Consider the following 21,741-nt stretch of genomic DNA (forward strand, 5'->3'; position numbering starts at 1 on the left):
TAGTGGGGCTCGGGTCACCGGGAAGCGTCGGCGGGGGCCGACTGCGAAATACTGGCCGGGCCGCGGCGTCGACCGGCCGTGGCGGAGACGTTCATCGGCGGGAAGCCGTATCAGGAAGCCGTACGAGGAGTGCTGACGTGCACGGGAGCGAAAGCGCGCGCGAACCGGGCGTGGTTGCCGGAACCGGTGTGGACCACGAGTTCCTGGCGCTGGAGCGCGAGCTGGCGGTCTTCCTGCGCCGGGCGCGGGCCAGCTCGGGGGAGATGGCCCGCGAGGTCCACCCCGAACTGGAGCCCGCCGCCTACGGCCTGCTCGTCCGCCTGGAGTCGGCGGGCCGGCAGCGGGCCACGGAGCTGGCGGCCTACTTCGGCGTCGGCAAGGCCACCATGAGCCGTCAGCTGCGGGCCCTGGAGAACCTCGGGCTCGTCGACCGCGAACCCGACCCGGCGGACGGCCGTGCCTGGCTCGTCCGGCTGACCGACGAGGGCCTGGCCCGCTTCCGCAGCGTCCGCGACGCCCGGCGCGGGCGGTACGTCCGCAAGCTGGCCGACTGGGACCGGGCCGAGGTCGCCGAGCTGGCCCGGCTGCTGCACCAGTTGAACTCCCGCGCGGAGGAGTGAGCAAGGGGAGCGAGACCGCCCTCGGCCGGTGCGGCGGCCCCCGGGTTGCGGCCCGCGGCTCACAGCTCCACGAAGACCGCCGCCGCGTCGTCGTGCGTCTTGCCGCGCCGCAGCCGTACGCGCCCGGCGGCGGCGTCGGCCCTCTCCAGTTCCCGTACCCGGTCGATCAGCCCCTGGGGTCCCGCCTTGCGCAACAGCCCCAGTGCGGCCGTCCAGTCGCCCTCGTGGAACACCTCCGTCCAGCGGGTCGCCCCGTCCGTCAGTGCGGCCAGCGACCGGACCTCGGCGGCCGGGACGCTGCCGGTCACCGCGCGTGAGGCCACCGAGGGGTCCGCGGCGGCCGTGAAGAAGCCGCCCTCCTTGTTCCGCAGCCGGGTGTCGACGGTCGCCGCCGAGGCCAGGGAGCTCGGTGGCAGCCGGTCCAGCCGGTCGTCCAGGACCGCCCGGACCGTACCGTCCGGGCCCTCCAGCAGGAGCGCCGAGTCGGAGAGCACCAGGTACTCGACCGCGTGTTCGTCCCAACGCACCAGCACCACCGTCGCCTGAGGCGTACGTACGTGAGAAAGGTCACAGGTCGCCCGGTGGGCGTCGGCGGTGCGCCGGATGGACGCGGACAGGACATCGGCCAGGGCCAGATCCCGCCGTGAACCGGACAGTTCCGCCAGCGCCCCGCCCAGCCGTGCGGTGAACCAGGGCACCGGGTGGACACAGCCGTGATCGTCCGGGGGCGGGGTGACGCCGTCGAGCAGGACCAGGACGCCACCCTGGCCGGACGCCGGAAGGGCTGCGGAGATCCAGTCCTCGTTGGGGCGTTCGGGACTCCCGGGGGCGGTGGCGAGTTCGATGCGCATGGCGCCAGTCTGCACGAGCCCTTCACGATCCCCGCACCGGGCCGGTTCCGGCCGTACCAGCAGGTCAACGCGCCACCGTTGGCCGGAAGGGAGGGCTCCGAACCGAGTGCGGGCGGGCATCCTGCCAAAGGCCGCGCCGAAGTTCCAGCCCGCGCCCTATGCATGGTCAGGGGCGCGCCTGGGGAGACTTGTTCGTCAACTCAAGAGTGATGTTCACTCGTTCGAGTGGCGGAGCGGTTGATGCGCGCCCCCCTCTCAAAAGCACTGGAATGGTCAGAAGCCGTACCAGGAGCGGGGGGTCCTTCTACGTGACCGAGCGTCACCTCTGCTTCAAGGGTGGACGAGTCAAGATTGCGAGCACCGGTGCAGAAGAAGCGGCCGCGGAGCAAGGGCAGCATGGGCGACGGTTCCGGGGCGACGCCTCCGGCTCCGGGCGCCGACAAGCGGACCGTACGGGTACGGAGCCGGCTGATCGCCGGGGTCGCCGTCGTCGGGATCACCGTCATCGCGGCGGGCGCCCCCGCGGCGCTGAGCGCGTCCGCCGATCTGGCCGAGTCCCAGCGGCTGGTGACCCTCGCCGAGCTGAACCAGCAGGCCGTCACCCTCGCGCACTCCCTCGCCGACGAACGGGACGCCGTCACCGCGTACATCGCGGGGGGCCGCGCCGACGACGGCAAGAGCGGTGAGGAGAGCCGCCGCACCCGGACCACCCGTGTCGACCAGCAGATCGACGAGATCCACGGACCGGCCCCGGCCGCCCTGCGGCGCGACCTCTCCACCGTGCCCTCCCTGCGCCGGGACGCCCTCACCGGCAAGGGCTCGGCGCTGGAGGCCCACCAGGCGTACTCCGAACTCATCGCCAAGCTGCACGGCATCTCCGCCGAGCTGGCCGAGAAGACCCCGCCGCGCGCCGCCGAGGCCACCCGCGCCCCGCTCGCGCTCGGCGGAGCCGTCGAGCAGGCGTCGGCCACCCGCTCCCTCCTCCTCGCCGCGCTCGCCGTGCCGAGCCCCGAGCCCGCCGCTCCGCGCACCGACCCCTTCACCGGGCTGCCGGTCGAGACCCAGGACGACGAGAGCAAACGGGCGGACCGCGACCGGGACGAGCTGAGCGCCGCCGCCCAGCAGGCCCGGGTCCGGGAGCTGGCCCTGCTCGCCGAGTTCGACCAGGCCGCGAACCCCGTCGCCCGCGACAAGCTCTCCGCCACCGTCACGGGCCCCGAGGTCAACAACGCGGAGAAGTACCTCACCCGCCTCACCGACCGGCCCGAACTCTCCGCCGACGAGCGCAACACCAGCGCCAAGAAGCTGGAGGCCGCGCTCTCCGCCCGGGTCGAGCGGATGCGCAGCGTCGAGTCCGCCCTCGGCACCTCCCAGGTGCAGCGCCTGGAAGGGCTCCGCGACGACGACGTCACCGCCCTCGAACTGAGCATCGCCCTGCTCGGCGGCTGTTTCCTCATCGCCGTCGGCGTCTCCACCGCCGTCGCCCGTACCCTGACCCAGCCGCTCGCCGTCCTGCGCATCGGCGCCGCCCGCCTCGCGGAGGACCCCCAGAACGCCGACCCGGTCCGCTACACCGGCCGCAACGACGAGTTCGCCCAGGTCGTCCGGTCGATGAACGCCCTGCACGCCAAGCTCACCGGGCTCCAGCAGGAGTTCACCGGCCGCTTCGAGAGCCTCGGCACCGAGCGCGCCGAACTGATCGCCGGACGCGAGGCGCTCACCCTCCAGCGCGCCGAACTCCAGGTCCAGACCGCCGAGCTCGCCACCCAGCTGGAGCAGTTGAAGAACACCGTCCACCACACCTTCGTCAACCTCTCGCTCCGCAACCTCGGACTCGTGGAGCGCCAGCTCGCCGTCATCGAGAGCCTGGAGGAGCGCGAGCAGGACCCGGAGCGGCTCGCCACCCTGTTCAAGCTGGACCACATGGCCACGGTCATGCGCCGCCACAGCGAGAACATGCTCGTCCTCGCGGGCGCCGAGCACGGCCACGGCCACGCGGGCCCGATCCCGCTGGTCGACGTGGCCCGCGCGGCCGTCAGCGAGATCGAGCGGTACGAGCGGGTCACCATCCAGTCCCTGCCGCCGCACGCCCAGATCGCCGGGTTCGCCGCCGACGACCTCAGCCACCTCCTCGCCGAACTCCTGGAGAACGCCACCTCGTTCTCCCCGCCGGACTCCCATGTCGAGCTCTCCGGCTGGCTGCTGGAGAGCGGCGAGGTGATGCTCTCCGTGCAGGACGAGGGCATCGGCATGTCGAGCGTCCGGATGGGCGAGCTCAATGCGAGGCTGGCCGACCCGGCCTCCTTCGAAGTGGGGGAGCAGAACGCCGATGGGGCCGGACTCGGGCTCCAGGTCACCTCGTTGCTGGCCGCCCGGCACGGCGTACGGGTCCAGCTGCGCGAGCAGAAGGGGAGTGGAGTGACGGCCGTCGTCGTCCTGCCGCAGACCCTGCTGCCCAACTCCCTGCCCGCCTCCTCACCGCCCGCCGTGCACCTGCCGGGCGAGGCGCCGACGCTGAACCTGCCGGGTTCGGTCGCCGAGGCCAACTCCAACGCCCTGCCGGGGCGTACGCCGACGCCGCCCGCCGCTCCGGCCGGGACCTCCGCCGACCCGGTGGCGGAGCCTTCTACGGAGCCCGGGGCCGCCGGGGAGGCCGGACGGGCTTCTGAGCCGCTGTCCGGTTCCGCCGCGGAGGCCGAGCGAGTCGCTGAGCCGCTGCCCGGGCCCGCTGCGGAGCCCGAGCAGGCTCCCCAGCCCCAGGCCCAGCCCCACCAGGCCACCGAGCCGACGCCGTCGGAGCCCCAGCCCCAGCCCCAGCCCGAGACGGCCGCCGCCCCCGAGCCCGCTCCCGCGCCCGCCGTCGACCCGATGATCGCCGCCGCCGAGCGGGTGATCCGCGAGGCCAACGCCGAGGCGTCCGAGCCGTCCGTGCCCTCCGAGGGGCCCGAAGCCACCGTCGTACCGCAGCGGAAGCCCGAAGCGGAGGCCGAGGCTGAGACGGCTCCCGAGCCGGAGACGGCGCCCGAGCCTGAAATGGCGCCCGAGTCGGACTCCGAGATCACGATGCAGGTGCGGCTGCCGAAGCCCCCGATCGACCCGGCCGACCCGGTGCCCCCCACCGACCCGGCGACCCCGGCCCCTCCGGCCACCCCGACGGCCCCCGTCGCCCCCGCAGTCCCCGAGAGCCCGGCCTCCTCCGAGGTCCCGCAGCCCTCAGACCCGTACGCGATCGGCCCCGACCGCCACGAGCGTCCGGCCGAGAGCGGTCCGGGCGACCAGGACGGCCCCGACGGCCCCGCCTTCCGTCCCGCGCCCCACGCCGAGACCGCCCCCGAGGCCGCCGCCGAGACCGTGCCCGGTCCCCGGAGGCCGGAGGCCCAGCGGGTCACCGACAAGGGGCTGCCCAAGCGCACCCCCAAGGTGGTCCGGTCCGAGGGCGCCCCCGCCACCGGGCGCACCGGCAGCCTGGACAAGGACGACCTCCGCCGCAGGCTGGGCAGCTTCCACCAGGCGGCGAAGGAGGGCCGGCGCGATGTCGAGGCCGAGATCGCCGAGTCCACCGGTTCCGTCGCGCTCGCCGACCACGAGGGCGTACCCACCGGCCGTACAGGGCACGAGACACCCACCGCCCCCGCCACGGGCGCCACGACCACCGCACCCACCGCCCACACCACGGGCACCGCACACATCGCACACGACACACGTACCGAGCAGACCGGCGCCCGCGCGGCGGACCGCCGAAACGGAGAGACGGGGGACACAGTCGAGGAGGCACGCAGTTGACTGCGCCCAGCACGTTCGGGCTGAGTACCGAGGCCCGGAACCTTCACTGGTTGCTGAGCAATCTCGTGGAGGAGGTGCCAGGGGTCCACTCGGTCACCGTCGTCTCGTCCGACGGGCTGATGCTGCTCTCCTCCGACCCCGGCCATCACGCGGCGAAGGCGGCCGGACCGCCCGAAGGCCCCAAGGGGTCCAGCGCCGACCTGGCCACCATCGTCTCCGGCATCGGCTCGCTGACCGTCGGAGCCGCGAAGCTGATGGACGGCGGCGGCGTGAAACAGACGATGGTCGCCATGGACGAGGGCAGCGTCTTCGTCATGTCGATCAGCGACGGCTCCCTCCTCGGCGTCCACGCCACCCCGGACTGCGACATGAGCGTCGTCGCGTACCACATGGCCCTCTTCGTCGGCCGGGCCGGACACGTCCTCACCCCCGAACTCCGCAGTGAGCTGCGCAAATCGATGGAGAGTACCCAGTGACGAGTGCCGCCGCGGAGCCCGCCCCCCGCCTCCCCGTCCGCGGGGCCGACAAGCGACCCGCCCGGGTCCGCCCGTACTCCCTCACCGGAGGCCGCACCCGGTTCGGGCACGTCCTGCTCGTCGAGACGTTCGTCGCCGCCCTCGAAGCACCCGAGGAGCGCCGCGAGCTCACCAACGGCAACCTGGCCTCGCGGGTCATGCCGGAGCTCCAGGCCATCGTCGAAATCTGCCGCCGGATGCGTACGGTCGCGGAGATCTCGGCCCTGTTGAAGATGCCGCTCGGAGTCGTCCGGGTGCTGCTCAGCGACCTGGCCGACCAGGGAAAGATCCGCGTGTACGGAACCGGTCACGGCACCGGCCAGCCCGACCGCGCACTGCTCGAAAGGGTGCTCAATGGACTCCGCCGTCTCTGAGGCGCCGCTCTTCGCCCCGCGCCAGCCGGGGCCCGGTGACCAGCCGTCGCTCTCCCCGGACCAGCCGGAGGAGGCTCTCCAGCCCTGGCAGCTCGACCACACCCGCGCGCCCACCGCGACCAAGATCGTGGTGGCGGGCGGATTCGGCGTCGGCAAGACGACGTTCGTCGGCTCGGTCTCCGAGATCACACCGCTCCAGACCGAAGCGCTGATGACCCAGGCCAGCGAGGAGACCGACGACCTCTCCGCGACGCCCGAGAAGACCACCACGACCGTGGCGATGGACTTCGGCCGGCTCACTCTGGACGACGACCTCGTGCTGTACGTCTTCGGCACCCCGGGCCAGCAGCGCTTCTGGTTCATGTGGGACGACCTGGTGCGCGGCGCGATCGGCGCGATCGTCCTGGCCGACACCCGGCGGCTCGCGGACTGCTTCCCCGCGCTGGACTACTTCGAGAGCTGCGGGCTGCCGTACATCGTGGCGGTCAACCACTTCGAGGGGACGCCCGGTTACGAGGCGGAGGACGTCAGGGAGGCCCTGACCGTACCGCCGCACGTACCGATAGTGATCATGGACGCGCGCAACAGGATCACGGTCGTCGAGTCGCTGCTCGCCCTGGTCGGCCACGCTCTCGACGTAGCCCCCGCCTAGTCCTCCTCGAACTCTCAGAGACAACGGAGAAAGCCGCGATGCGGAAGATACTCATAGTCGGAGCCGGGCAGTCCGGGCTCCAGCTGGCCCTGGGGCTCCAGTCCAAGGGCTACGAAGTCACCCTGATGTCCAACCGCACCGCCGACGAGATCCGCACCGGCCGGGTCATGTCGACGCAGTGCATGTTCCACACCGCGCTCCAGCACGAGCGGGACTACCAGCTGAACTTCTGGGAGTCCCAGGCCCCGAGGATCGAGGGCCTCGGCGTCTCGGTCGCCGCCCCCGACTCCTCCCGGGCCATCGACTGGGTCGGCAGGCTGGACGGATACGCCCAGTCGGTCGACCAGCGCGTGAAGATGGCCGGGTGGATGGAGACCTTCGCCCAGCGCGGCGGGCAGCTCGTCATCCACGGGGCGGCCGTCTCCGACCTGGACTACTTCTCCCGCACCTACGACCTGGTGATGGTCTCGGCGGGCAAGGGCGAGCTGGTCTCCATGTTCGGCCGGGACGCGGCGCGTTCGCCGTTCGACGCCCCGCAGCGCGCGCTGGCCGTCGCCTACGTCCACGGGATGGGCCCGCGCCCCGAGCACCCGGAGTTCGACGCGGTCCGCTGCAACCTGGTGCCGGGCGTCGGCGAGCTGTTCGTGATGCCGACGCTCACCACCTCCGGCCGCGCCGACATCCTCTTCTGGGAGGGCATCCCGGGCGGCCCGCTCGACGCCTTCCAGGGCATCAAGGACCCCTCCGAGCACCTGGCGAAGACGCTGGAGCTGATGGAGAAGTTCACGCCGTGGGAGTACGCCCGCGCTACCAAGGTCGAGCTGACCGACGCCAACGGCACCCTCGCGGGCCGGTACGCCCCCACCGTCCGCAAGCCGATCGGCCGCCTCCCCGGCGGCGGCCTCGTCCTCGGTGTCGCGGATGTCGTCGTGGCCAACGACCCGATCACCGGCCAGGGCTCCAACTCCGCGTCCAAGTGCGCCAACTCCTACCTGGACTCGATCCTGGAGCACGGCGACAAGGAGTTCGACGCGGCCTGGATGCAGTCCACCTTCGACCGCTACTGGGAGACCGCCCAGCACGTCGTGAAGTGGACCAACGCGATGCTGGGCGTCCCGCCGGAGCACGTCCTGAACCTGATCGGCGCGGCCGGTCAGCTCCAGCCCGTCGCGGACCGCTTCGCCAACGGGTTCAACGACCCGGCGGACTTCGACAACTTCTTCTTCGAGCCGGAGAAGACGAACGCGTACCTGGCCTCGGTCTCCGCCGCCTGACAGGCGTCCGAACGGTGGCCGGACCGCACTGCGGGTCCGGCCACCGCACCTATCCGGACGCCTCGCCCGGTGCGGTCTCCACGCCGTACCCCGTGTCCGAACCGTCGCGGGCGCCCTCGGGGAGTTCCGGGCGGGTGTACGTGGACAGCGGTACGCCGCCGGGGTCGGGGCGGACCGCCCCCAGCAGCGGGTTGGAGGCGATCGGGGAGACCTTCACCTTGGCGCCGGGGCGGGGTGCCTGGACGACCAGGCCGTCGCCGATGTAGAGCGCCACATGGGTCGCCTTCGGGAAGTAGACCACCAGGTCGCCGGGGCGCAGCGAGGAGATCGGCACCTTCGGCAGCTGTTTCCACTGCTCCTGGGACGTACGGGGGACCGGCCGCCCCGCCGTCGCCCACGCCTGGGAGGTCAGCCCGGAGCAGTCGTACGCGTCCGGGCCCTCGGCGCCCCACACGTACGGCTTGCCGATCTGCTCGATCGCGTACGCGACGGCGTCCCCGCCCTGCCGGGTCGGCGGCCGGACCGTGCTGAGCGCCCCGGAGGCGACCAGTTCGCGCTGGGCCGCCGCCACGTCCCGCTGCTCCAGGCCCGCGAGCTGGGCCAGCTGCTCGGCGGAGAGCGTCGCCAGCAGCGCTTCCACCTCCTTCAGTTTGCCCTGGACCGTGTCGCGCTGCTTCTTCTGTTGCGCGGCCAGCTTCTTCTGCTGCTCGACCGCCTTGCGCGAGGCGGCGGCCAGGGCGTCGGCGCGGCGGGCGTCGGCGGTCAGCCGTTCCACCGTCGCCGCGCGGCCCGCCGCCACCCGCTCGATGACATGGCTCTGGTCCAGGGCGCGCAGGGGGTCCCGGGCCAGCAGCAGCTGGAGGTAGGCGGAGAACTCGGTACGCCCCTGGTACTGCTCCCGGGCCAGCCGCCCGGCGTCCCCCCGGCTCAGCTCCAGCGCGGCCCGGGCCTTCGCCAGCTCCGCGTTCACCTTCTTCGCCTGCGCGGTCCGCTGCTTCAGCTTCTCGGCGGTGGCGTTGTAGGTCTCGCTCGCCTCCTCCGCCTCCTGGTAACGCGTCTGCAACTCCCGCAGGAGGGTCACGACGTTCCTGGGAGCCCCTGCGGCGGGCCCGGCTCCCGGCCCGGTGAAGGCGGTTTCTGCGTCGACCTCTTCCGCGTCGTCCTCCGGTGGCGCCGTGTCCTCGGACGGTACGGGGCCGGGCTCGGCCGGTGCGGCGGTGGCGGGGGCCGTGGCGGGGGAGAGCGCGAGAGCCGCGGCGATCGCGGTCGTGCAGACCACGCGCAGGAGCCTGCCTGACACGACATCACCTCCGTGACGGAGACGGGGCCCGGAAGGTTCGGGCTCGTCACCAGTGAGCAAGTGAGCGAGTTAATCCGATTAATCCGGTCACTCGGTGTCAGGTGATGCAAGCACCGCACGGCGTGCCGTCCGGGGCGTCCCCCGGACGGCGTACCGACGGGCGATACGGCCGGTCAGCTTCGGCTTCGACTTCGGCTCAGGCCACCGGGAAGGCGTAGAAGGCCCTGTCCCGCTGGACGATGACGTTCTTGCCGATGGCGAAGGCCCGGTACGAGGCGCTCACCGTGGCCCCCTTCGGATCGGCCACCCCGATGTCCTGGAACTTCCACAGCCGCTCCCCGTCGGCCGCCGAGAACGCGGTGACCTGGGTGGCGTCGGAGGCGAACAGCGTCTTCCCGCTGCTGCTCAGGGCCAGGGTGGGGGCGCTCCCGATGCCCGGCACCTCCGTCGAGCGCCGCCAGACGAGGCGCCCGCTCTCCCGGTCCACCGCGCCGACCTGCTGGCTGCGCTCGGTGGTGTGGAGCAGCGGTCCGGCCACCAGCGGGGAGCCGAAGAGCGAACCCGCCGTGCCCGCCACCCGCCACAGCGGCTTGGTGGTGTCCGCCTCGAACGCCTGGAGATCGGCGCCGACCGCCGCGTACAGGGTGCCGCCCTCGTCGCCCGCGATACCCGCGTCGGGGGTGACCGTCCCGTACTGCTTGACCCACACCAGCTTGCCGGTCGTCCGGTCGAAGGAGCGGACGGAGCCCTTCCCCTTGGCCGCCTTGACCTCGGCCGCCGTCAGGGTGACGGAGTCCTGGCGTACGAGGAGGTCGGCGGCGCGCTCGGCGACGATCCGGTACAGGGGCGTGCCGGGGGCGCGGCCCGCCGGTACCGGCGTACGCCAGAGCTCGGTGCGCCGGACGATGTCGTACGCGAAGAAGTACGCCTCGGGGACCTGCTTGTCCGGCGCCTTCTTCTTGCCCTTCTTCGGCTTGGGGGCCTTCACGGTGACCGTGCGCGAGCCGGTGAAATAGACGACCGGACCGGAGTGGCCCGCCAGGCGTCCCACCTGAAGGTCCGGCAGGTCGGTGAACCCGTCCGCGTACCGCACACGGTGGACGACCGCGCCGTCCTTCGGCGCCAGCCAGAGGAACTCCGTTGGGCTCGCCACGAAGCACAGGTCGCCCGCTGCCAGCGCGGACTGGCCCTTGGCGGCGTCCGCCCGCTGCCAGACCCGCTTGCCGGTCCGCAGGTCGACGGCGCTCGCCTGGCTCTCGCTGGTCACCACCAGCAGCCGGTCCCGCCAGAGCGCGGTGGTCAGCGGGGCGGACTCGGAGGCCGGGTGGGAGTAGGTCCAGCGCGGCTCGGGGGGCTGGCCCGGCAGCGTACGGCGCGGCTTCGGCGTGGGCTTGTCGTCCGTGGCGGCCACGCTCTCCCCGCCACTGATCGCGGCGATCGACCCGCCGCCCACGACGAGCCCGCCGACCGCTGCCGCCGCGACGGCGATCAGGGTCCGGCGCTTGGCGGTGGGACCGGCAGGAGGAGCGGGCGCGGGCGGCAGGGGCAGCGCCACCATGGGGGAGCCGCCCTGACCGCCGTTGCCGTGGCCCGGGGCAGCGTAGGGGGCGGGGAGGGGGTACGTCTGCTGGGCGCCAGGGTGAGGGGCCGGGACCTGGGGCGGGGGAGGCTGGTGGGGGACGGCGAACTGGGCGGTCGTGCGGTCGGTCTGCGGCGGCTTGGGGCCGGTGTTGAGGAAGCGGGTGGTCCCCCGGTCCTCCCCGATGTCGCCGTTGCCGGTGTCGGTGGTGTTGCTGGGGGCGGGTGCGGCTGCCGTGGTGGTCGCGAGAGGGATGCGGGGGTCGGCCGGGGGCTTTGGGGCGGCAGGTACGTCGGCGGGTGTGCCGGTGAGTGTGCCGGTGGGCGGACCGGCCACCGCGTCGGCGGGAGCACCGGCCACCGCGCCCGTCGGCCGGGCGTCCTCCGGCTCGGCGTCGGGGCGGGCGTCCTCGGGGGCGGCGGAAGCCGGGAGCGTGTTGTTCCCGGTGTCACCGGGCCCGTTGGTGCTGCTGGCCTGGGGGCTACCGGACCCGTTGGTCCCGCTTGCCCGGGCGTCACCGGACCCGTCCGTCCCGCTGCGCTCCGCATCGCTGGGTGCAGTGGTCCCGCTGCCTTCGGCGTCACCGGCCCCGTTCGTACCACTGCCCTCGCCGTCACCGGACCCGTCGGCCTCCTCAGGCCCCTCCACCGGCCCCTCCAGCCCCCGTACCCGCGCCTCCTGCTCCGCGACCGCCGCCGCGAGCGGTTCGGGGAGCCAGCCGCCCCGGGCGAGGCCCGCCGCGCCCTCCAGGGCCAGTTCGGCGGCGACCGTGCCGGCGGTGGGCCGTTCGGCCGGGTCCTTCGCCAGGCAGCCCGCGATCAGCTCGCGCAACTCCTCCGGTACGGCGTCCAGTTCGGGTTCCGCCTCGGCGATGCGGCGGGCGGCCTCCTCGGGCGGGCCCTCCGTGAACGGGGTCGTTCCCGTGGCCGCGTACGCCAGCAGCAGCCCCAGCACGAACAGGTCGGACGCCGTCCCGGCCTCCTTGCCCGCGACCTGCTCCGGCGTGAGGTAGCCCAGCCGGACCGAGAGCTGGCCGCCCGGCTTCGCCTCGGCCGCCGCTGCCGCGCCCAGCGGGCCGAACGCGGTGAGCCGGGGGCCGTCCTCGGCCAGCAGGACCGTGCCCGGGGCGAGCCCCTGGAGCGCCGAGCCGCCCGCGTGCACCCGGGAGAGGATCTCGGCGATGCCCGCGCCCAGTATCCGCAGGGCGCGCTCCGGCAGCGGGCCGGCGATCCTGATCGCCTCGGCCAGCGGCAGCGCGGGGACGTACTCGCTCGCGGTCCAGAGGAGTTCGTCCTCGCTGGTCTCCAGGGGCGGCGTCACCCAGCCGCCCGCGAGGCGTTCGGCGGTGCGGGCCTCGGCCTGGAAGCGGCGCCGGAAGGCCGGTACGGCGGCGAGCCCGGGGTGCGCGGCGGTGATCACGGCGATCTCGTCGTCGTCGGTGTCCCGCGCCACGTACTGCACGGCGCTCGCGGCCTCATGGAAACGGGCCAGCACGGTGAAGCGGCCGAATCGGCGTGGATCTTCCCTACGCAGCGCCTCCATGGCGCACCCCCCTTGTGACCGTCCTGCGGTGCCCGGGCGACCCGTCCCCCGGCACCTGACCGTCGATCTTAGGGCCTGCGCCTGCGGGAGCCCGTGTTCAGGGCTTCGACCAGGGCCACTTGAGGGCGCGGCGGGTGCGGCCGCCGGGCGCGTACTCGTACACCCAGCCCCGCTGGAGCCCGAGCCGCTTCGTGTAGCCGGCCGGGACGCGCTCGTAGGCGTACACGGTGGGCGGGGAGCCGTCGGAGGACGGCACGGGGACCTCGTACCACTTCGGCGGATGGCCGGTCGGGCCGACCAGGACGGGCAGCACGCGGCCGTCCAGGGGGCCGCCTCGGAAAGGGGTGTTCTCGCTCTTCACCCGGTCAGTCTGCCGCAGGGGCGGGCGTCAGCAGGTGTGCGGCATCGGCGACGACCGGGATCACCAGCTCCGCCAGCCGTCCGGCCGGTCCCTCCGGGTTCTCCAGGGCCAGCAGATCACGTACCACCGACGCGGTCTCCTCGTCGGTGGCGGCGGTCGCGGCGAGCAGGGCGATGAGGTGGTCGACCAGCCAGCCGCGCAGTTCGGCGGCCGGGGGCTGCTTCCCCTCGTCCAGCCAGATCAGGGAAGCCGCCTCGACGGCCGCGATCCAGCTGCGGACCATCATCCGCAGCCTCGGCCCGGCGCTCCGCGCTCGGGTGCTCTGCGGCCCGGCGGTCCGCTCCCCGGCGCTCTGCTTCCCCGCGTCGGCGTCGGTGTCGCCGATCCGGCCGAGGTGGCTGAGGATCTCCTCGGCCGCCGCCCGCCGGACGCCGTCCACGATCGTCGTCGTACGGGAGGTCTCGACCACGCTGCCGCCGCGCAGCAGCGCGCTGAAGCCGGTGTCGTGCTCGTCGACGAAGCGGAGATAGCGGTCCAGGACCCGGGCGACCCGTTCGGTGGGCGGGCCCACCGGCGGCTCGGTGAAGCAGAGCTTCAGCTCGTCGGCGGCCGAGCCGAGCGCGGCCTCGTACAACTGCTGGCGGCCGCCCGGGAAGTAGCGGTAGACCAGCGGCCGGGAGACCCCCGCCGCCACCGCCACCTCGTCGAGCGAGACCTCGTCGGGGGCCCGGTGGGCGAAGAGGCCGAGCGCCGCGACCAGGAGCTGGGCGCGGCGCTCCTCGACACTGAGCCTGCGGTACGCGCGGGGCGGCGGCGGGGCTGCGGCGGTGGACTTCATGCCCCTGAGCGTAAGGGGTGTGCCGCCGGGCCCCGGAGGGGTGCTGCCCGGGGCTTCCCGCCGGTGCGGGCTCAGGCCAGCAGCCCGGAGCTGCGCCAGAGCCTGCGGCTGACGCCGTTCAGCAGCCCGATGTCGTCGAAGAAGTCCGTCAGCCGCTTGGAGCCTGTCTGCATGACCTCCCTGCGGTGGCCGCTCGCCTTCACCTGGGCGACGGCCTCGCGGCGGTCCAGGCCGACGTTCTCGTACACGCGCGGGTTGACGAAGCAGACGGAGAAGACCCGGGCCGCCTCGCCGCAGCTGAGCTTGGTGAGTTCGCGCTCCCAGCGCGGGGCGGTCACCATCTGGCGGCGCAGCTCCTCGCGGGCGTACCGGACGTGCCGGGCCTCCTCGATGACATGGATACGGGTCACCCCGCGCACCAGGGTCTGCACCCGCTCGTCCGGGAACGTCAGCCGCTGCATCCAGTCGAGGATCTCCTCGCCGAGCAGGGTCGCGGCGAACGAACCGGGTGTGGTGGAGACGGTCTTCAGGACCCGGGCCAGATTGTGGTAGACGCGCGGCACCTCGTACGTCGGTGCGCCGCCCCAGTCGATCATGCGGCCGAACATCATCGAGTGGCGGCACTCGTCGGCTATCTCGGTGAGGGCGTAGCGGACGTGGTTGCTGGTGACGGGCTTGTCGTAGACGTGCCGGACCAGCAGCTGCATCAGGATGATCTCGAACCAGATGCCGAGCGAGGCGAGCGCGGCGCCTTCGTGCCGGGAGAGGTCGAGGCGCTGCTCCTCGGACATCCGGTGCCACATCGGGGTGTCGTAGAGCGAGAGCAGCTCCGGCGGCCAGAACCACTGGCCCTCCTCGACGGCCGCGTCCCAGTCGAGTTCGGTGTCGGGGTCGAAGGAGTGCTTGGCCGAGGATTCGAGCAGACGGGCGGCGACCTGCTCACGGTCGCGGAGCGGCCCGAGCGCGTCGCGGAGCGCGGTGACATCGAGACCGGCGGCAGCGTGATCGGTGGTATCGGGACCGGTCGCAGCGGGACCGGTGGCAGCGCGATCGGTCGCGGGGCTGCCGGTGATCGGCACGGTCGTCATGGCGGGAGCACCTCACACAGGGATGGCCGGGCACCGGAGTTACCGGCGGTCACCTCTTATGAGACCGCTCGTCAACAAGGCCGTCAATCCCTTGTGTGCGACTTGTTGACCCGCCGTCTACCAACGTGTGAACCTGCGGGGGAGGCGGCGGGCGGGCGCGCCCAACTGCTGCCGGAGCCACGGAACTTGTCAAGCCGTTCGATCCGGTCGAGGCGAAGGAGCCGTCCGTGTCCACCCATGATCTCTACATCACGCCGCCCGCCGAACCCCTCTGGCAGGTCCCTGCCACCGGGGCGGCCCGCTTCAGCTGGGACTACGACGACGGCCGCGAACGCCTCCTCGCCCTCTACCAGAAGGGCAAGGACAAGCAGTGGGACGGCAACAAGCGCATCGACTGGTCCCTGGAGGTCGACCCCGCCGACCCGCTCGGCACCCCCGACGAGGCGCTGACGCTGTACGGCACCCCGCACTGGGCGAAGATGACCGAGAAGGACCGGGGCGAGCTGCGCAAGCACTACACCTCCTGGCAGTTCAGCCAGTTCCTCCACGGCGAACAGGGCGCGATGGTCTGCGCGGCCAGGATCGTGGAGTCCGTCCCCGACCTGGACGCCAAGTTCTACTCCGCCACCCAGACCATGGACGAGGCCCGGCACGCGGAGATCTACGGCCGCTTCCTGCACGAGAAGATCGGCATGCTCTACCCGGTCAACGACAACCTCCAGGGCCTGCTGGGCGACACCCTGCGCGACTCCCGCTGGGACATGCCGTACCTCGGGATGCAGGTCCTCATCGAGGGCCTCGCGCTCGCCGCGTTCGGCATGATCCGCGACACCACCACCAAGCCGCTGCCCAAACAGATCCTCGCGTACGTCATGCAGGACGAGGCCCGGCACGTGGCCTTCGGGCGGATGGCGCTGCGCGACTACTACAAGCAGCTGAGCGACGCCGAACTGCGCGAGCGCGAGGAGTTCGTCATCGAGGGCTGCTACCTGATGCGCGACCGGCTCAGCGGTGTCGAGGTCCTGGAGAACTTCGGCATCGGCAAGCAGGAGGCGAAGGATCTCTCCGAGCACTCCGAGTACCTCCAGCTTTTCCGCAAGCTGCTGTTCAGCCGGATCGTGCCGTGCGTCAAGGACATCGGCCTGTGGGGCCCGCGCCTTCAGAAGGCGTACGTCGACATGGGCGTCCTCGAACTCGGCGACTCCAACCTGGACCTGCTGATGTCCCAGGACGAGGAGATAGCCGAGGAGCTGGACCGCCAGCGCTTCGCAGCCGAGGAGCAGGCCCGGGTGGCGGAGGTCGCGGAGGCGATCGGGGAGGGGCGGGGGGAGGCGGCGGCCTGAGGCGCCGAGGGGGGCGGGAGGCGGAGGCGGCGGCCTGAGGCCACGCGGGGGGCGGGGGCTTCAGCGACGTACGACTGCCCGGCCGATGAAGTCCAGGACCAGCCCGGCCACCCGCTCCGGCGCCTGGAGCAGCATCGCGTGACCGGCCGCGATGCCCTCGACGGTCACGTTGGGCCGCCGCGCCGCCAGCTCCGCCAGGTCCCGCTCCAGCCCTTTCCCGTACGCGTCCAACAGGTCCCCCAGCCACTCCAGCCCGGGCATCGGCCCGACCCGCTCCTGGGCCCGGACCAGCAGCAGCGGACAGCGGACGCGCCGGAACGCCGAGAACAGGTCCAGCCCGTCCATCGCGTCCAGCATCTCCACCGCGCCCGGCAGCTCGGGCAGCAACTGCCATTCACCGTGAGGCAGTTCGCGCGCGCTGGCTCGGCAGACCGCTTCCGCCAGCGCCGCCGGGATGCCGAGGGCGACGCTGTGGTCCACCTGGCCCGCCAGATACCCGGCGGGCATCCGGGCCCCCGCCGACGCCCGGGACATCGCCCCGATCTCCGCCAGCCGCCGGGCGGCCTCCTCCGCGGGCACCCCCACGTACTGGTCCGGCCGCCCCCACCCGAAACCGTCCAGGTTCACCACCGAGGCCACCCGCTCCGGACGCGTCCCCGCGTACACCGAGGCGACCATGCCGCCCAGCGAGTGCCCCACCAAGCTCACTTCCGCCTCCCTTCCCCCTTCCGCTGCGAGGGTGTCGTCCAGGTCGGCGCAGACCGTCGCGAGGTCCCAGGAGGCGGCGGGGGCGCTGCGGCCATGGCCGGGCAGATCCACCGCGAGCACCCGGTGGCCCTGCGTCAGATGGGGTACGACGGCGGCCCAGTCGGCCGACGAGCGGCCCGCGCCGTGCAGGAGAAGGAGGGGCGGGCCGTCGCCGCCGTGATCGTGCAGGTGAAGGGCTGTCATGCGCACCACGGTAGGCGGCCGGAACGCCCTCAAGATCGTCCGCCGGAACGATGGAATGCGGCGGTTCCCAGGCCGATAATGGATATACGCCGCCGGGTTCCGCGACAACGAGCGGCAACGCATCGGTCCCTATCCCTCTGGTCCTGCGAGCGCAGGTTGGCCCCTGCCCGTCACGTGGACAGCGGCGGATGCCGCCTGCGGACAAGACTCCCGCTTCCGATGCTTCCTGGAAGACGTCGGCCTGTCCTGCGCCACGGCCGTGCCCAAGTCCCAGCAGGCCCAACTGCCCGCCGCGTCCAGTCCCATGACGCTGCCGTGGGCGGAGCGAAGATCTACGGACACCTACGCTCGTCACCGAAGGCCAGGTCATGGGATACGGAGGAGGCGGCCATGGGGGTCTGCACTTACACCAACGTCGTCAGGGACCAAGAGACGCTTGGCAGCTACGACTTCGACGGGAGCGCGCACTACCTCCACGTGGGGCTGGAGGCGCTGGGGCTCGACGGCGACGAGATTGTCCACGGGGTGGGGGGTCCGGACGGCGTCGACGCGGAGGAGGCGGAGGAAGGATTCCTCGGCCGGCTCACCCCCGATCAGGTCAGGGCCTTCTGGGAGCGCCTCTCGCCCGTCACTGTCGAGCAGTTCCTGACGGGCCTACGGACGACCGAGAACGTCAACGGCGACGACGAGGAGTACTGCGCGCTGTACTTCGCCGACCTCAAGGAGATGTACGGCGCGGCTGTTCGCGCGGACGCGGGTATGACCATGTCCTGGTACTGACGGTCCGTACCAGTGCCTGAGCCGGAAGGTTCTTGGCAGTTGCTGGTCTTCTCTGCTGAGTTGGGAGCTCTGGTGAGTGCTCCGGCTGCAGACCGTGATTCTGATCGCGGATCAGTCGTGCGTTGAGAGCCCTCACCATAAATGATGAGGGCTCTCAAAGTGGCGGTATCCGGGCGTGGCCCGAATGCGCCCGGCCAGCCAGCGCGGCCGACTCACAACGGAGTCACCTCAAGTGAGCGCCCGTAAATCTCCCGGGCTGTCGAGTTCGATCGGTAGGGGCGCAGGAGGGGGCAATCCTTCCCACGAGTTCGTCGATGCGGCCGGAATGAATGTTGGGGTAGGCATCAAGAACGAGGCCCCACGTTGCGCACGCTGCCTCAAGGTGTCCGATCTCAAGTTGCCTTTGAGCCAACATGGCATTGAACTTGATTTCCGATCTCTTGCTATCGGTCGAATCGCGCAGGCGAAAGTGGTCGCTTAGTGATTCAACGCTTCCTTTGACGTCGCCCAAGGCATATCGGACTTCGGCAGTTGAGTACGCCAATGTAGCCGAGCTGAAGCCGCCAAAGGTGCCGACCTGGCTCTCTGCCTGATTAACCGCCCGCTCCGCCTCGCGCAGAGCCGTGAGCGCGTTTGTCTTTTCGCCGGCCAGGGCGTAAGCGTGTGCCTGCTGCCCGGCCATAAAGGCCCGCATGCCAGGGGTGGATTCAGGCGCTGCTTCAGCGGCTGCGTTCGCGAGCCTTACGGCAGGTGCCCCATGGCCGAGGTCCGCGGCCTGCACGGACATGCCACGCAGGACACGAAAGTACGTGTTGTGGTCCCCGCTTGCATCTGCAAGCCCCAGAGCCCTCACGTAATATTGCTGCGCTCTCCTGTGGGCACCTTCGTCTACCGCCATCCATCCGGTCAGGTAGCAAAGAAATGCTGCTGCGGAAAGCATTGATTTCCGCGTCTCGGTGGGCGAATCAGCTGTGAGGTAAGGGCTGACAGTGTTCACGAGGAAGTCCGCAGCCATGGGTCGAGCGTAGCGTCCACCGAAATCGTCGTCGAGTTCTGACAGGCGCTCAGTCATTGCCGAGACGGCTTGAACCTCTGCCGACCCGATGCGCATTTTCGGATTCTCCCTGAAAGCCTCCATGCGTCCGACCACATTTTGCCAGCCCGGAACGGTGAGGGCGACGGAGAAAAGCCCCGCTCCCAGGACGCTGCGGCGTGAGGGGTCCATGTCCTGCCTCCCGAGGTCGATCAGCCCTTCCACGGTAGTCGGGCGTCTGTTCAACATGAACCCGCTTCACGGCAGTCCGTGGCGAAGGTATCCAGTTCCGGGGGTGTACGGGCGTAGCCGCCGAAGGTGAAGCGCTTGTCCGGCGACCAGTGGCCGGCCGGTCCGCCGAACGCCTGTTCCTGGAGGCGGGGGACGGCCCCGCCGAGGAAGCTGTCGGTTCCGCAGGCCATGGCCGGCACATCGGTAAGCCCACGAAGCGGTCGTCCCGCACTCTTTTCAAGAGGGAGCGGCCGGGTTCGAAGGGCGCGGGCAAGGTCTACGGGCGGGCTCACCCTCCCAAAGTGGCCGTGCGTACGCGCCGCGCTGTTACGGCGTTTGTGGTACGCCCCGGTACCACAGCTCATCGGCGTGCTCCGCGAACCGGTCGAACATTCCGCCGTCTCCCTGGCGACGCAGGTGCAGGAGGGGTGAGTCGTGGCCGACGAGCCGCGCCAGATGGGGCGTCACGAGCGCGTCGTGATCGAACCTGAACACGGAGAGGGACACATGGTTCACGGCGTCCTCCGGGCTGCTGAAGCGCGTCTCCAGGCCGTCCAGGGGGCCGAGGCGTCCCAGGTGCTCCAGGCTGATCCGGATGCGTGTGCCGACGTTGAGCGCGACGTCTTCGATGGCCTCACGCTGTCGGGTCACCTCTCCATCAGGATCACCCAGCAGGAAGCGCACACGGCACCCCGATGCGATCTTGCGGCGCAGCGTCTCGATGAACGCCGGCTGCTCCAGCCAGACGAAGTAGTTCGTGTACCCGGCGAAGAAGATGTCGGTGGAGGCCCCTGCGATCAGCTCGCCCCACACGGTCGACGGGCAGGCGGACCGGTAGGGGTAGGCGTGGGCCAACTCGCGGTCATGGCCGGTCTTCACCCGTTCCTGAACAGCCTTGGGCCAGATCATGTCTTCATCCACCTTCAGCGCCCGGCACGCGTCGACGCGGTTTCTTGCATGTGGTAAAAGCTCGGCGTCGGCCAGCCACCGTTCCACCGTCTTGGGTGCCACGCCGATGCGGGTGGCAAGCTTTCGGGGCGTGAGCTTGGCGTCTTCTATAGCTGATCGTAGAGCGGCGTTCAAGACTTCCCCCTGCGACATTTGGGCGTTCTTGAACCGTAGTGCTCAACGGTACAACTGTCCCTGATTCGGGGAGAGATACGTCCTTCAGGGGCTGCGACATTTGGGCGTTCTTGAACCGTAGTGCTCAACGGTACAACTGTCCCTGATTCGGGGAGAGATACGTCCTTCAGGGGCATGGAGCATCACGTCCATGACGACTCCAGACACGACCATGGACCCGCCTGCGCATCTCATGTCCGTCCCGGAGCCTCCGAAGCCGGTGGAGGGCTGCGACGTGTGCCAGGTGTTGGATGCCCAGCGGCGGGAGGCCGGAGGCCGGGGCGACTACTCGGCGGCGACGGACGCGAACGTGGAGATCCGGCGGCACCCGCACGCGACCCGGAAGCGCCGATGATCACGCAGGGGGCGATGGCGGTGGAGATGCAGCAGTGGCGCGACGGCCGCAAGGCGGCGGAGAACGCGACCGAGGCGCTCAGCGGGGCGTTGGTGGCGCTCGGGATCGATACCGAACGAGTCAGCCACCTCCGGCCGATGGTGGCCTATTCGGGGAGGCCGTACGTCCACATGGGAGCCATGCCCGCAGACCTGGTGGAGCGTATGGCCGAGGCGCTGAGGTGCGACGGGCCGCCCCTGCCGGAGCGCCCTGTGAAGACTCCGGGGCGCTGCTCGGGAACCCTGGCGCGTTGGGGCCGGAGGGTCGTGAGTGTGTTTGGGCCAACGTTTCTGTACGTGTTCAAGAGCGCGCCCGCGCCGCGCCGTGGGGGGTGAGCCGGACCGCCGCCTGTGGCTGTCCGCCGAGAGCCCGCCGCATCACCGTAAGCGGGTCCAGCTCGGGAAAGCGCTCCTGTACCTGCTGCTGCGCCTGAGCGATCAGTTCATCGAGCAGGACGGGGGCAGCACCCCAGAGCACGCCACGCAGGTACGGCACCACCTCGGAAGGGTCGGGCGGCAGTTGCAACCCGACGGTCAGCGGGGCGTTCTCGCTCTTGTAGCGCCTCGCGGGCAGCCCGACCTTTTCGGGGTGGACGCAGACCGGGGTCCCGTCGCTCAAGTACCTGTGTCCGTCAGCCTTGTTGAACGGGCACTCGGGAGTCGGTCGCTCGAACACGTCGAACTCGCCGACAGGGTGCACCCGGGACGGACAGATACCGCACGCGCGGTGGTGTACGTCGCCGTTCACGAAAGGCTCGGGCATGGACCGGAGCCTAGCTCCCACCAGCACCACAGACGCCCGTTCCCGACCGCACCCGCCCCCTTCGGGTGAAGCGGGTCGGGGCGGGGTGCAGGACCCGCTGCGGGGCCGCCAGGCGCGTTCCGCGGCGGAAGCGGGGGGTGTTCCGGCTGCGCCGACAGCGGCCTGAACCCCCCCTGACAGGCATGGTCAGCCGCCCGATCGCGTTACCGCCCAGACAGCCGCTCGGCGGCCCGGATGATGTGACGGGCCCGGCCGCCGAGCGGTTACCCCTCCGGCGCGGAGCTGTCGCCTCGTACCTGACGCGAGCCCCCGAAGCCCCGCGCCGGGCCCCTTGGCCCCGTTGAGAAG

At 71.4% G+C, this 21,741-nt stretch carries 19 protein-coding genes and 2 pseudogenes; 10 read left to right on the forward strand and 11 right to left on the reverse strand.

From position 1 onward, the window contains the following. Positions 1–137: 137 nt before the first annotated feature. Positions 138–620: a MarR family transcriptional regulator gene (locus B7C62_25490; protein ID ARF75227.1), complete on the forward strand. Its 483-nt coding sequence runs from the start codon at positions 138–140 to the stop codon at positions 618–620. A 59-nt stretch (positions 621–679) separates the two neighbouring features. On the opposite strand, the gene B7C62_25495 is transcribed toward B7C62_25490, so the two are convergent. After that, the gene (locus B7C62_25495; protein ID ARF75228.1) at positions 680–1,471 is read right to left on the reverse strand and encodes a hypothetical protein; all 792 of its coding nucleotides are present in this window, start codon (positions 1,469–1,471) and stop codon (positions 680–682) included. Between the two features lie 363 nt (positions 1,472–1,834). Between B7C62_25495 and B7C62_25500 the strand changes: the two genes are divergently transcribed. The 5 genes from B7C62_25500 to B7C62_25520 are packed head-to-tail and all read left to right on the forward strand — an operon-like array spanning position 1,835 to position 8,069. After that, complete coding sequence (locus B7C62_25500) at positions 1,835–5,254, forward strand: histidine kinase (GenBank protein ARF75229.1); 3,420 nt, start codon at positions 1,835–1,837, stop codon at positions 5,252–5,254. Then, positions 5,251–5,730 (forward strand): hypothetical protein, encoded by a 480-nt coding sequence (locus B7C62_25505; protein ARF75230.1) that lies wholly within the window; start codon positions 5,251–5,253, stop codon positions 5,728–5,730. The genes B7C62_25500 and B7C62_25505 overlap by 4 nt, the downstream gene beginning before the upstream one ends. After that, on the forward strand, positions 5,727–6,143 hold the full coding sequence (locus B7C62_25510; GenBank protein ARF75231.1) for a multi-component regulatory system-8: 417 nt from the start codon (positions 5,727–5,729) through the stop codon (positions 6,141–6,143). Before B7C62_25505 ends, B7C62_25510 begins: the two co-directional genes overlap by 4 nt. Further along, positions 6,124–6,795: an ATP-binding protein gene (locus B7C62_25515; GenBank protein ID ARF75232.1), complete on the forward strand. Its 672-nt coding sequence runs from the start codon at positions 6,124–6,126 to the stop codon at positions 6,793–6,795. Before B7C62_25510 ends, B7C62_25515 begins: the two co-directional genes overlap by 20 nt. A 38-nt stretch (positions 6,796–6,833) precedes the next feature. Further along, on the forward strand, positions 6,834–8,069 hold the full coding sequence (locus B7C62_25520) for an oxygenase (GenBank protein ARF75233.1): 1,236 nt from the start codon (positions 6,834–6,836) through the stop codon (positions 8,067–8,069). 49 nt (positions 8,070–8,118) lie between these two features. Here the strand turns inward: B7C62_25520 and B7C62_25525 are convergent, their stop codons facing one another. The 5 genes from B7C62_25525 to B7C62_25545 form a co-directional block, all read right to left on the reverse strand. Continuing rightward, on the reverse strand, positions 8,119–9,369 hold the full coding sequence (locus B7C62_25525) for a glycoside hydrolase (GenBank protein ID ARF75234.1): 1,251 nt from the start codon (positions 9,367–9,369) through the stop codon (positions 8,119–8,121). Positions 9,370–9,565: 196 nt separating this feature from the next. Further along, entirely contained in the window at positions 9,566–12,490 is a 2,925-nt protein-coding gene (locus B7C62_25530; GenBank protein ID ARF75235.1) for a serine/threonine protein kinase, read from the reverse strand. Between the two features lie 97 nt (positions 12,491–12,587). Next, the gene (locus tag B7C62_25535; GenBank protein ARF75236.1) at positions 12,588–12,851 is read right to left on the reverse strand and encodes a hypothetical protein; all 264 of its coding nucleotides are present in this window, start codon (positions 12,849–12,851) and stop codon (positions 12,588–12,590) included. A gap of 4 nt (positions 12,852–12,855) precedes the next feature. Continuing rightward, on the reverse strand, positions 12,856–13,689 hold the full coding sequence (locus B7C62_25540; protein ID ARF75237.1) for a TetR family transcriptional regulator: 834 nt from the start codon (positions 13,687–13,689) through the stop codon (positions 12,856–12,858). A 71-nt stretch (positions 13,690–13,760) separates the two neighbouring features. Continuing rightward, positions 13,761–14,762 carry a hypothetical protein gene (locus B7C62_25545; protein ID ARF77370.1) on the reverse strand — a complete coding sequence of 334 codons (1,002 nt, stop codon included), beginning with the start codon at positions 14,760–14,762 and terminating at the stop codon, positions 13,761–13,763. Between the two features lie 242 nt (positions 14,763–15,004). Here B7C62_25545 and B7C62_25550 point away from each other — a divergent pair, with 242 nt between their 5' ends. Further along, positions 15,005–16,120, forward strand: a complete 1,116-nt coding sequence (locus B7C62_25550) for an aminobenzoate oxygenase (protein ID ARF75238.1) — start codon at positions 15,005–15,007, stop codon at positions 16,118–16,120. Between the two features lie 60 nt (positions 16,121–16,180). Here B7C62_25550 and B7C62_25555 read toward each other — a convergent pair whose 3' ends face one another. Further along, positions 16,181–17,071, reverse strand: a complete 891-nt coding sequence (locus B7C62_25555; protein ARF75239.1) for a hypothetical protein — start codon at positions 17,069–17,071, stop codon at positions 16,181–16,183. A gap of 390 nt (positions 17,072–17,461) precedes the next feature. Between B7C62_25555 and B7C62_25560 the strand changes: the two genes are divergently transcribed. Next, entirely contained in the window at positions 17,462–17,851 is a 390-nt protein-coding gene (locus B7C62_25560) for a hypothetical protein (protein ID ARF75240.1), read from the forward strand. Positions 17,852–18,063: 212 nt separating this feature from the next. On the opposite strand, the pseudogene B7C62_25565 reads toward B7C62_25560, so the two are convergent. The 3 genes and pseudogenes from B7C62_25565 to B7C62_25575 form a co-directional block, all read right to left on the reverse strand. Continuing rightward, positions 18,064–19,109, reverse strand: a pseudogene (locus B7C62_25565) (transcriptional regulator). Between the two features lie 17 nt (positions 19,110–19,126). Beyond that, a complete protein-coding gene (locus B7C62_25570) occupies positions 19,127–19,306 on the reverse strand; it encodes a hypothetical protein (GenBank protein ID ARF75241.1) in 180 nt (59 codons plus the stop codon). A 136-nt stretch (positions 19,307–19,442) separates the two neighbouring features. Continuing rightward, positions 19,443–20,024 (reverse strand): DNA-binding protein, encoded by a 582-nt coding sequence (locus tag B7C62_25575; GenBank protein ID ARF75242.1) that lies wholly within the window; start codon positions 20,022–20,024, stop codon positions 19,443–19,445. A 364-nt stretch (positions 20,025–20,388) separates the two neighbouring features. On the opposite strand from B7C62_25575, the gene B7C62_25580 reads away from it, so the two are divergent. Together B7C62_25580 and B7C62_25585 are read left to right on the forward strand one after the other, a co-directional pair. After that, a complete protein-coding gene (locus B7C62_25580) occupies positions 20,389–20,592 on the forward strand; it encodes a hypothetical protein (GenBank protein ID ARF75243.1) in 204 nt (67 codons plus the stop codon). A 20-nt stretch (positions 20,593–20,612) separates the two neighbouring features. After that, positions 20,613–20,813: pseudogene (locus tag B7C62_25585) on the forward strand (hypothetical protein). Positions 20,814–20,931: 118 nt separating this feature from the next. Here the strand turns inward: B7C62_25585 and B7C62_25590 are convergent. Next, positions 20,932–21,393, reverse strand: coding sequence for a hypothetical protein (locus B7C62_25590; protein ARF77371.1), 462 nt, complete (start codon positions 21,391–21,393; stop codon positions 20,932–20,934). Positions 21,394–21,741 lie beyond the last annotated feature (348 nt).

Origin of the sequence: Kitasatospora albolonga (assembly GCA_002082585.1) — a bacterium.
Lineage (GTDB): Bacteria > Actinomycetota > Actinomycetes > Streptomycetales > Streptomycetaceae > Streptomyces > Streptomyces stephensoniae.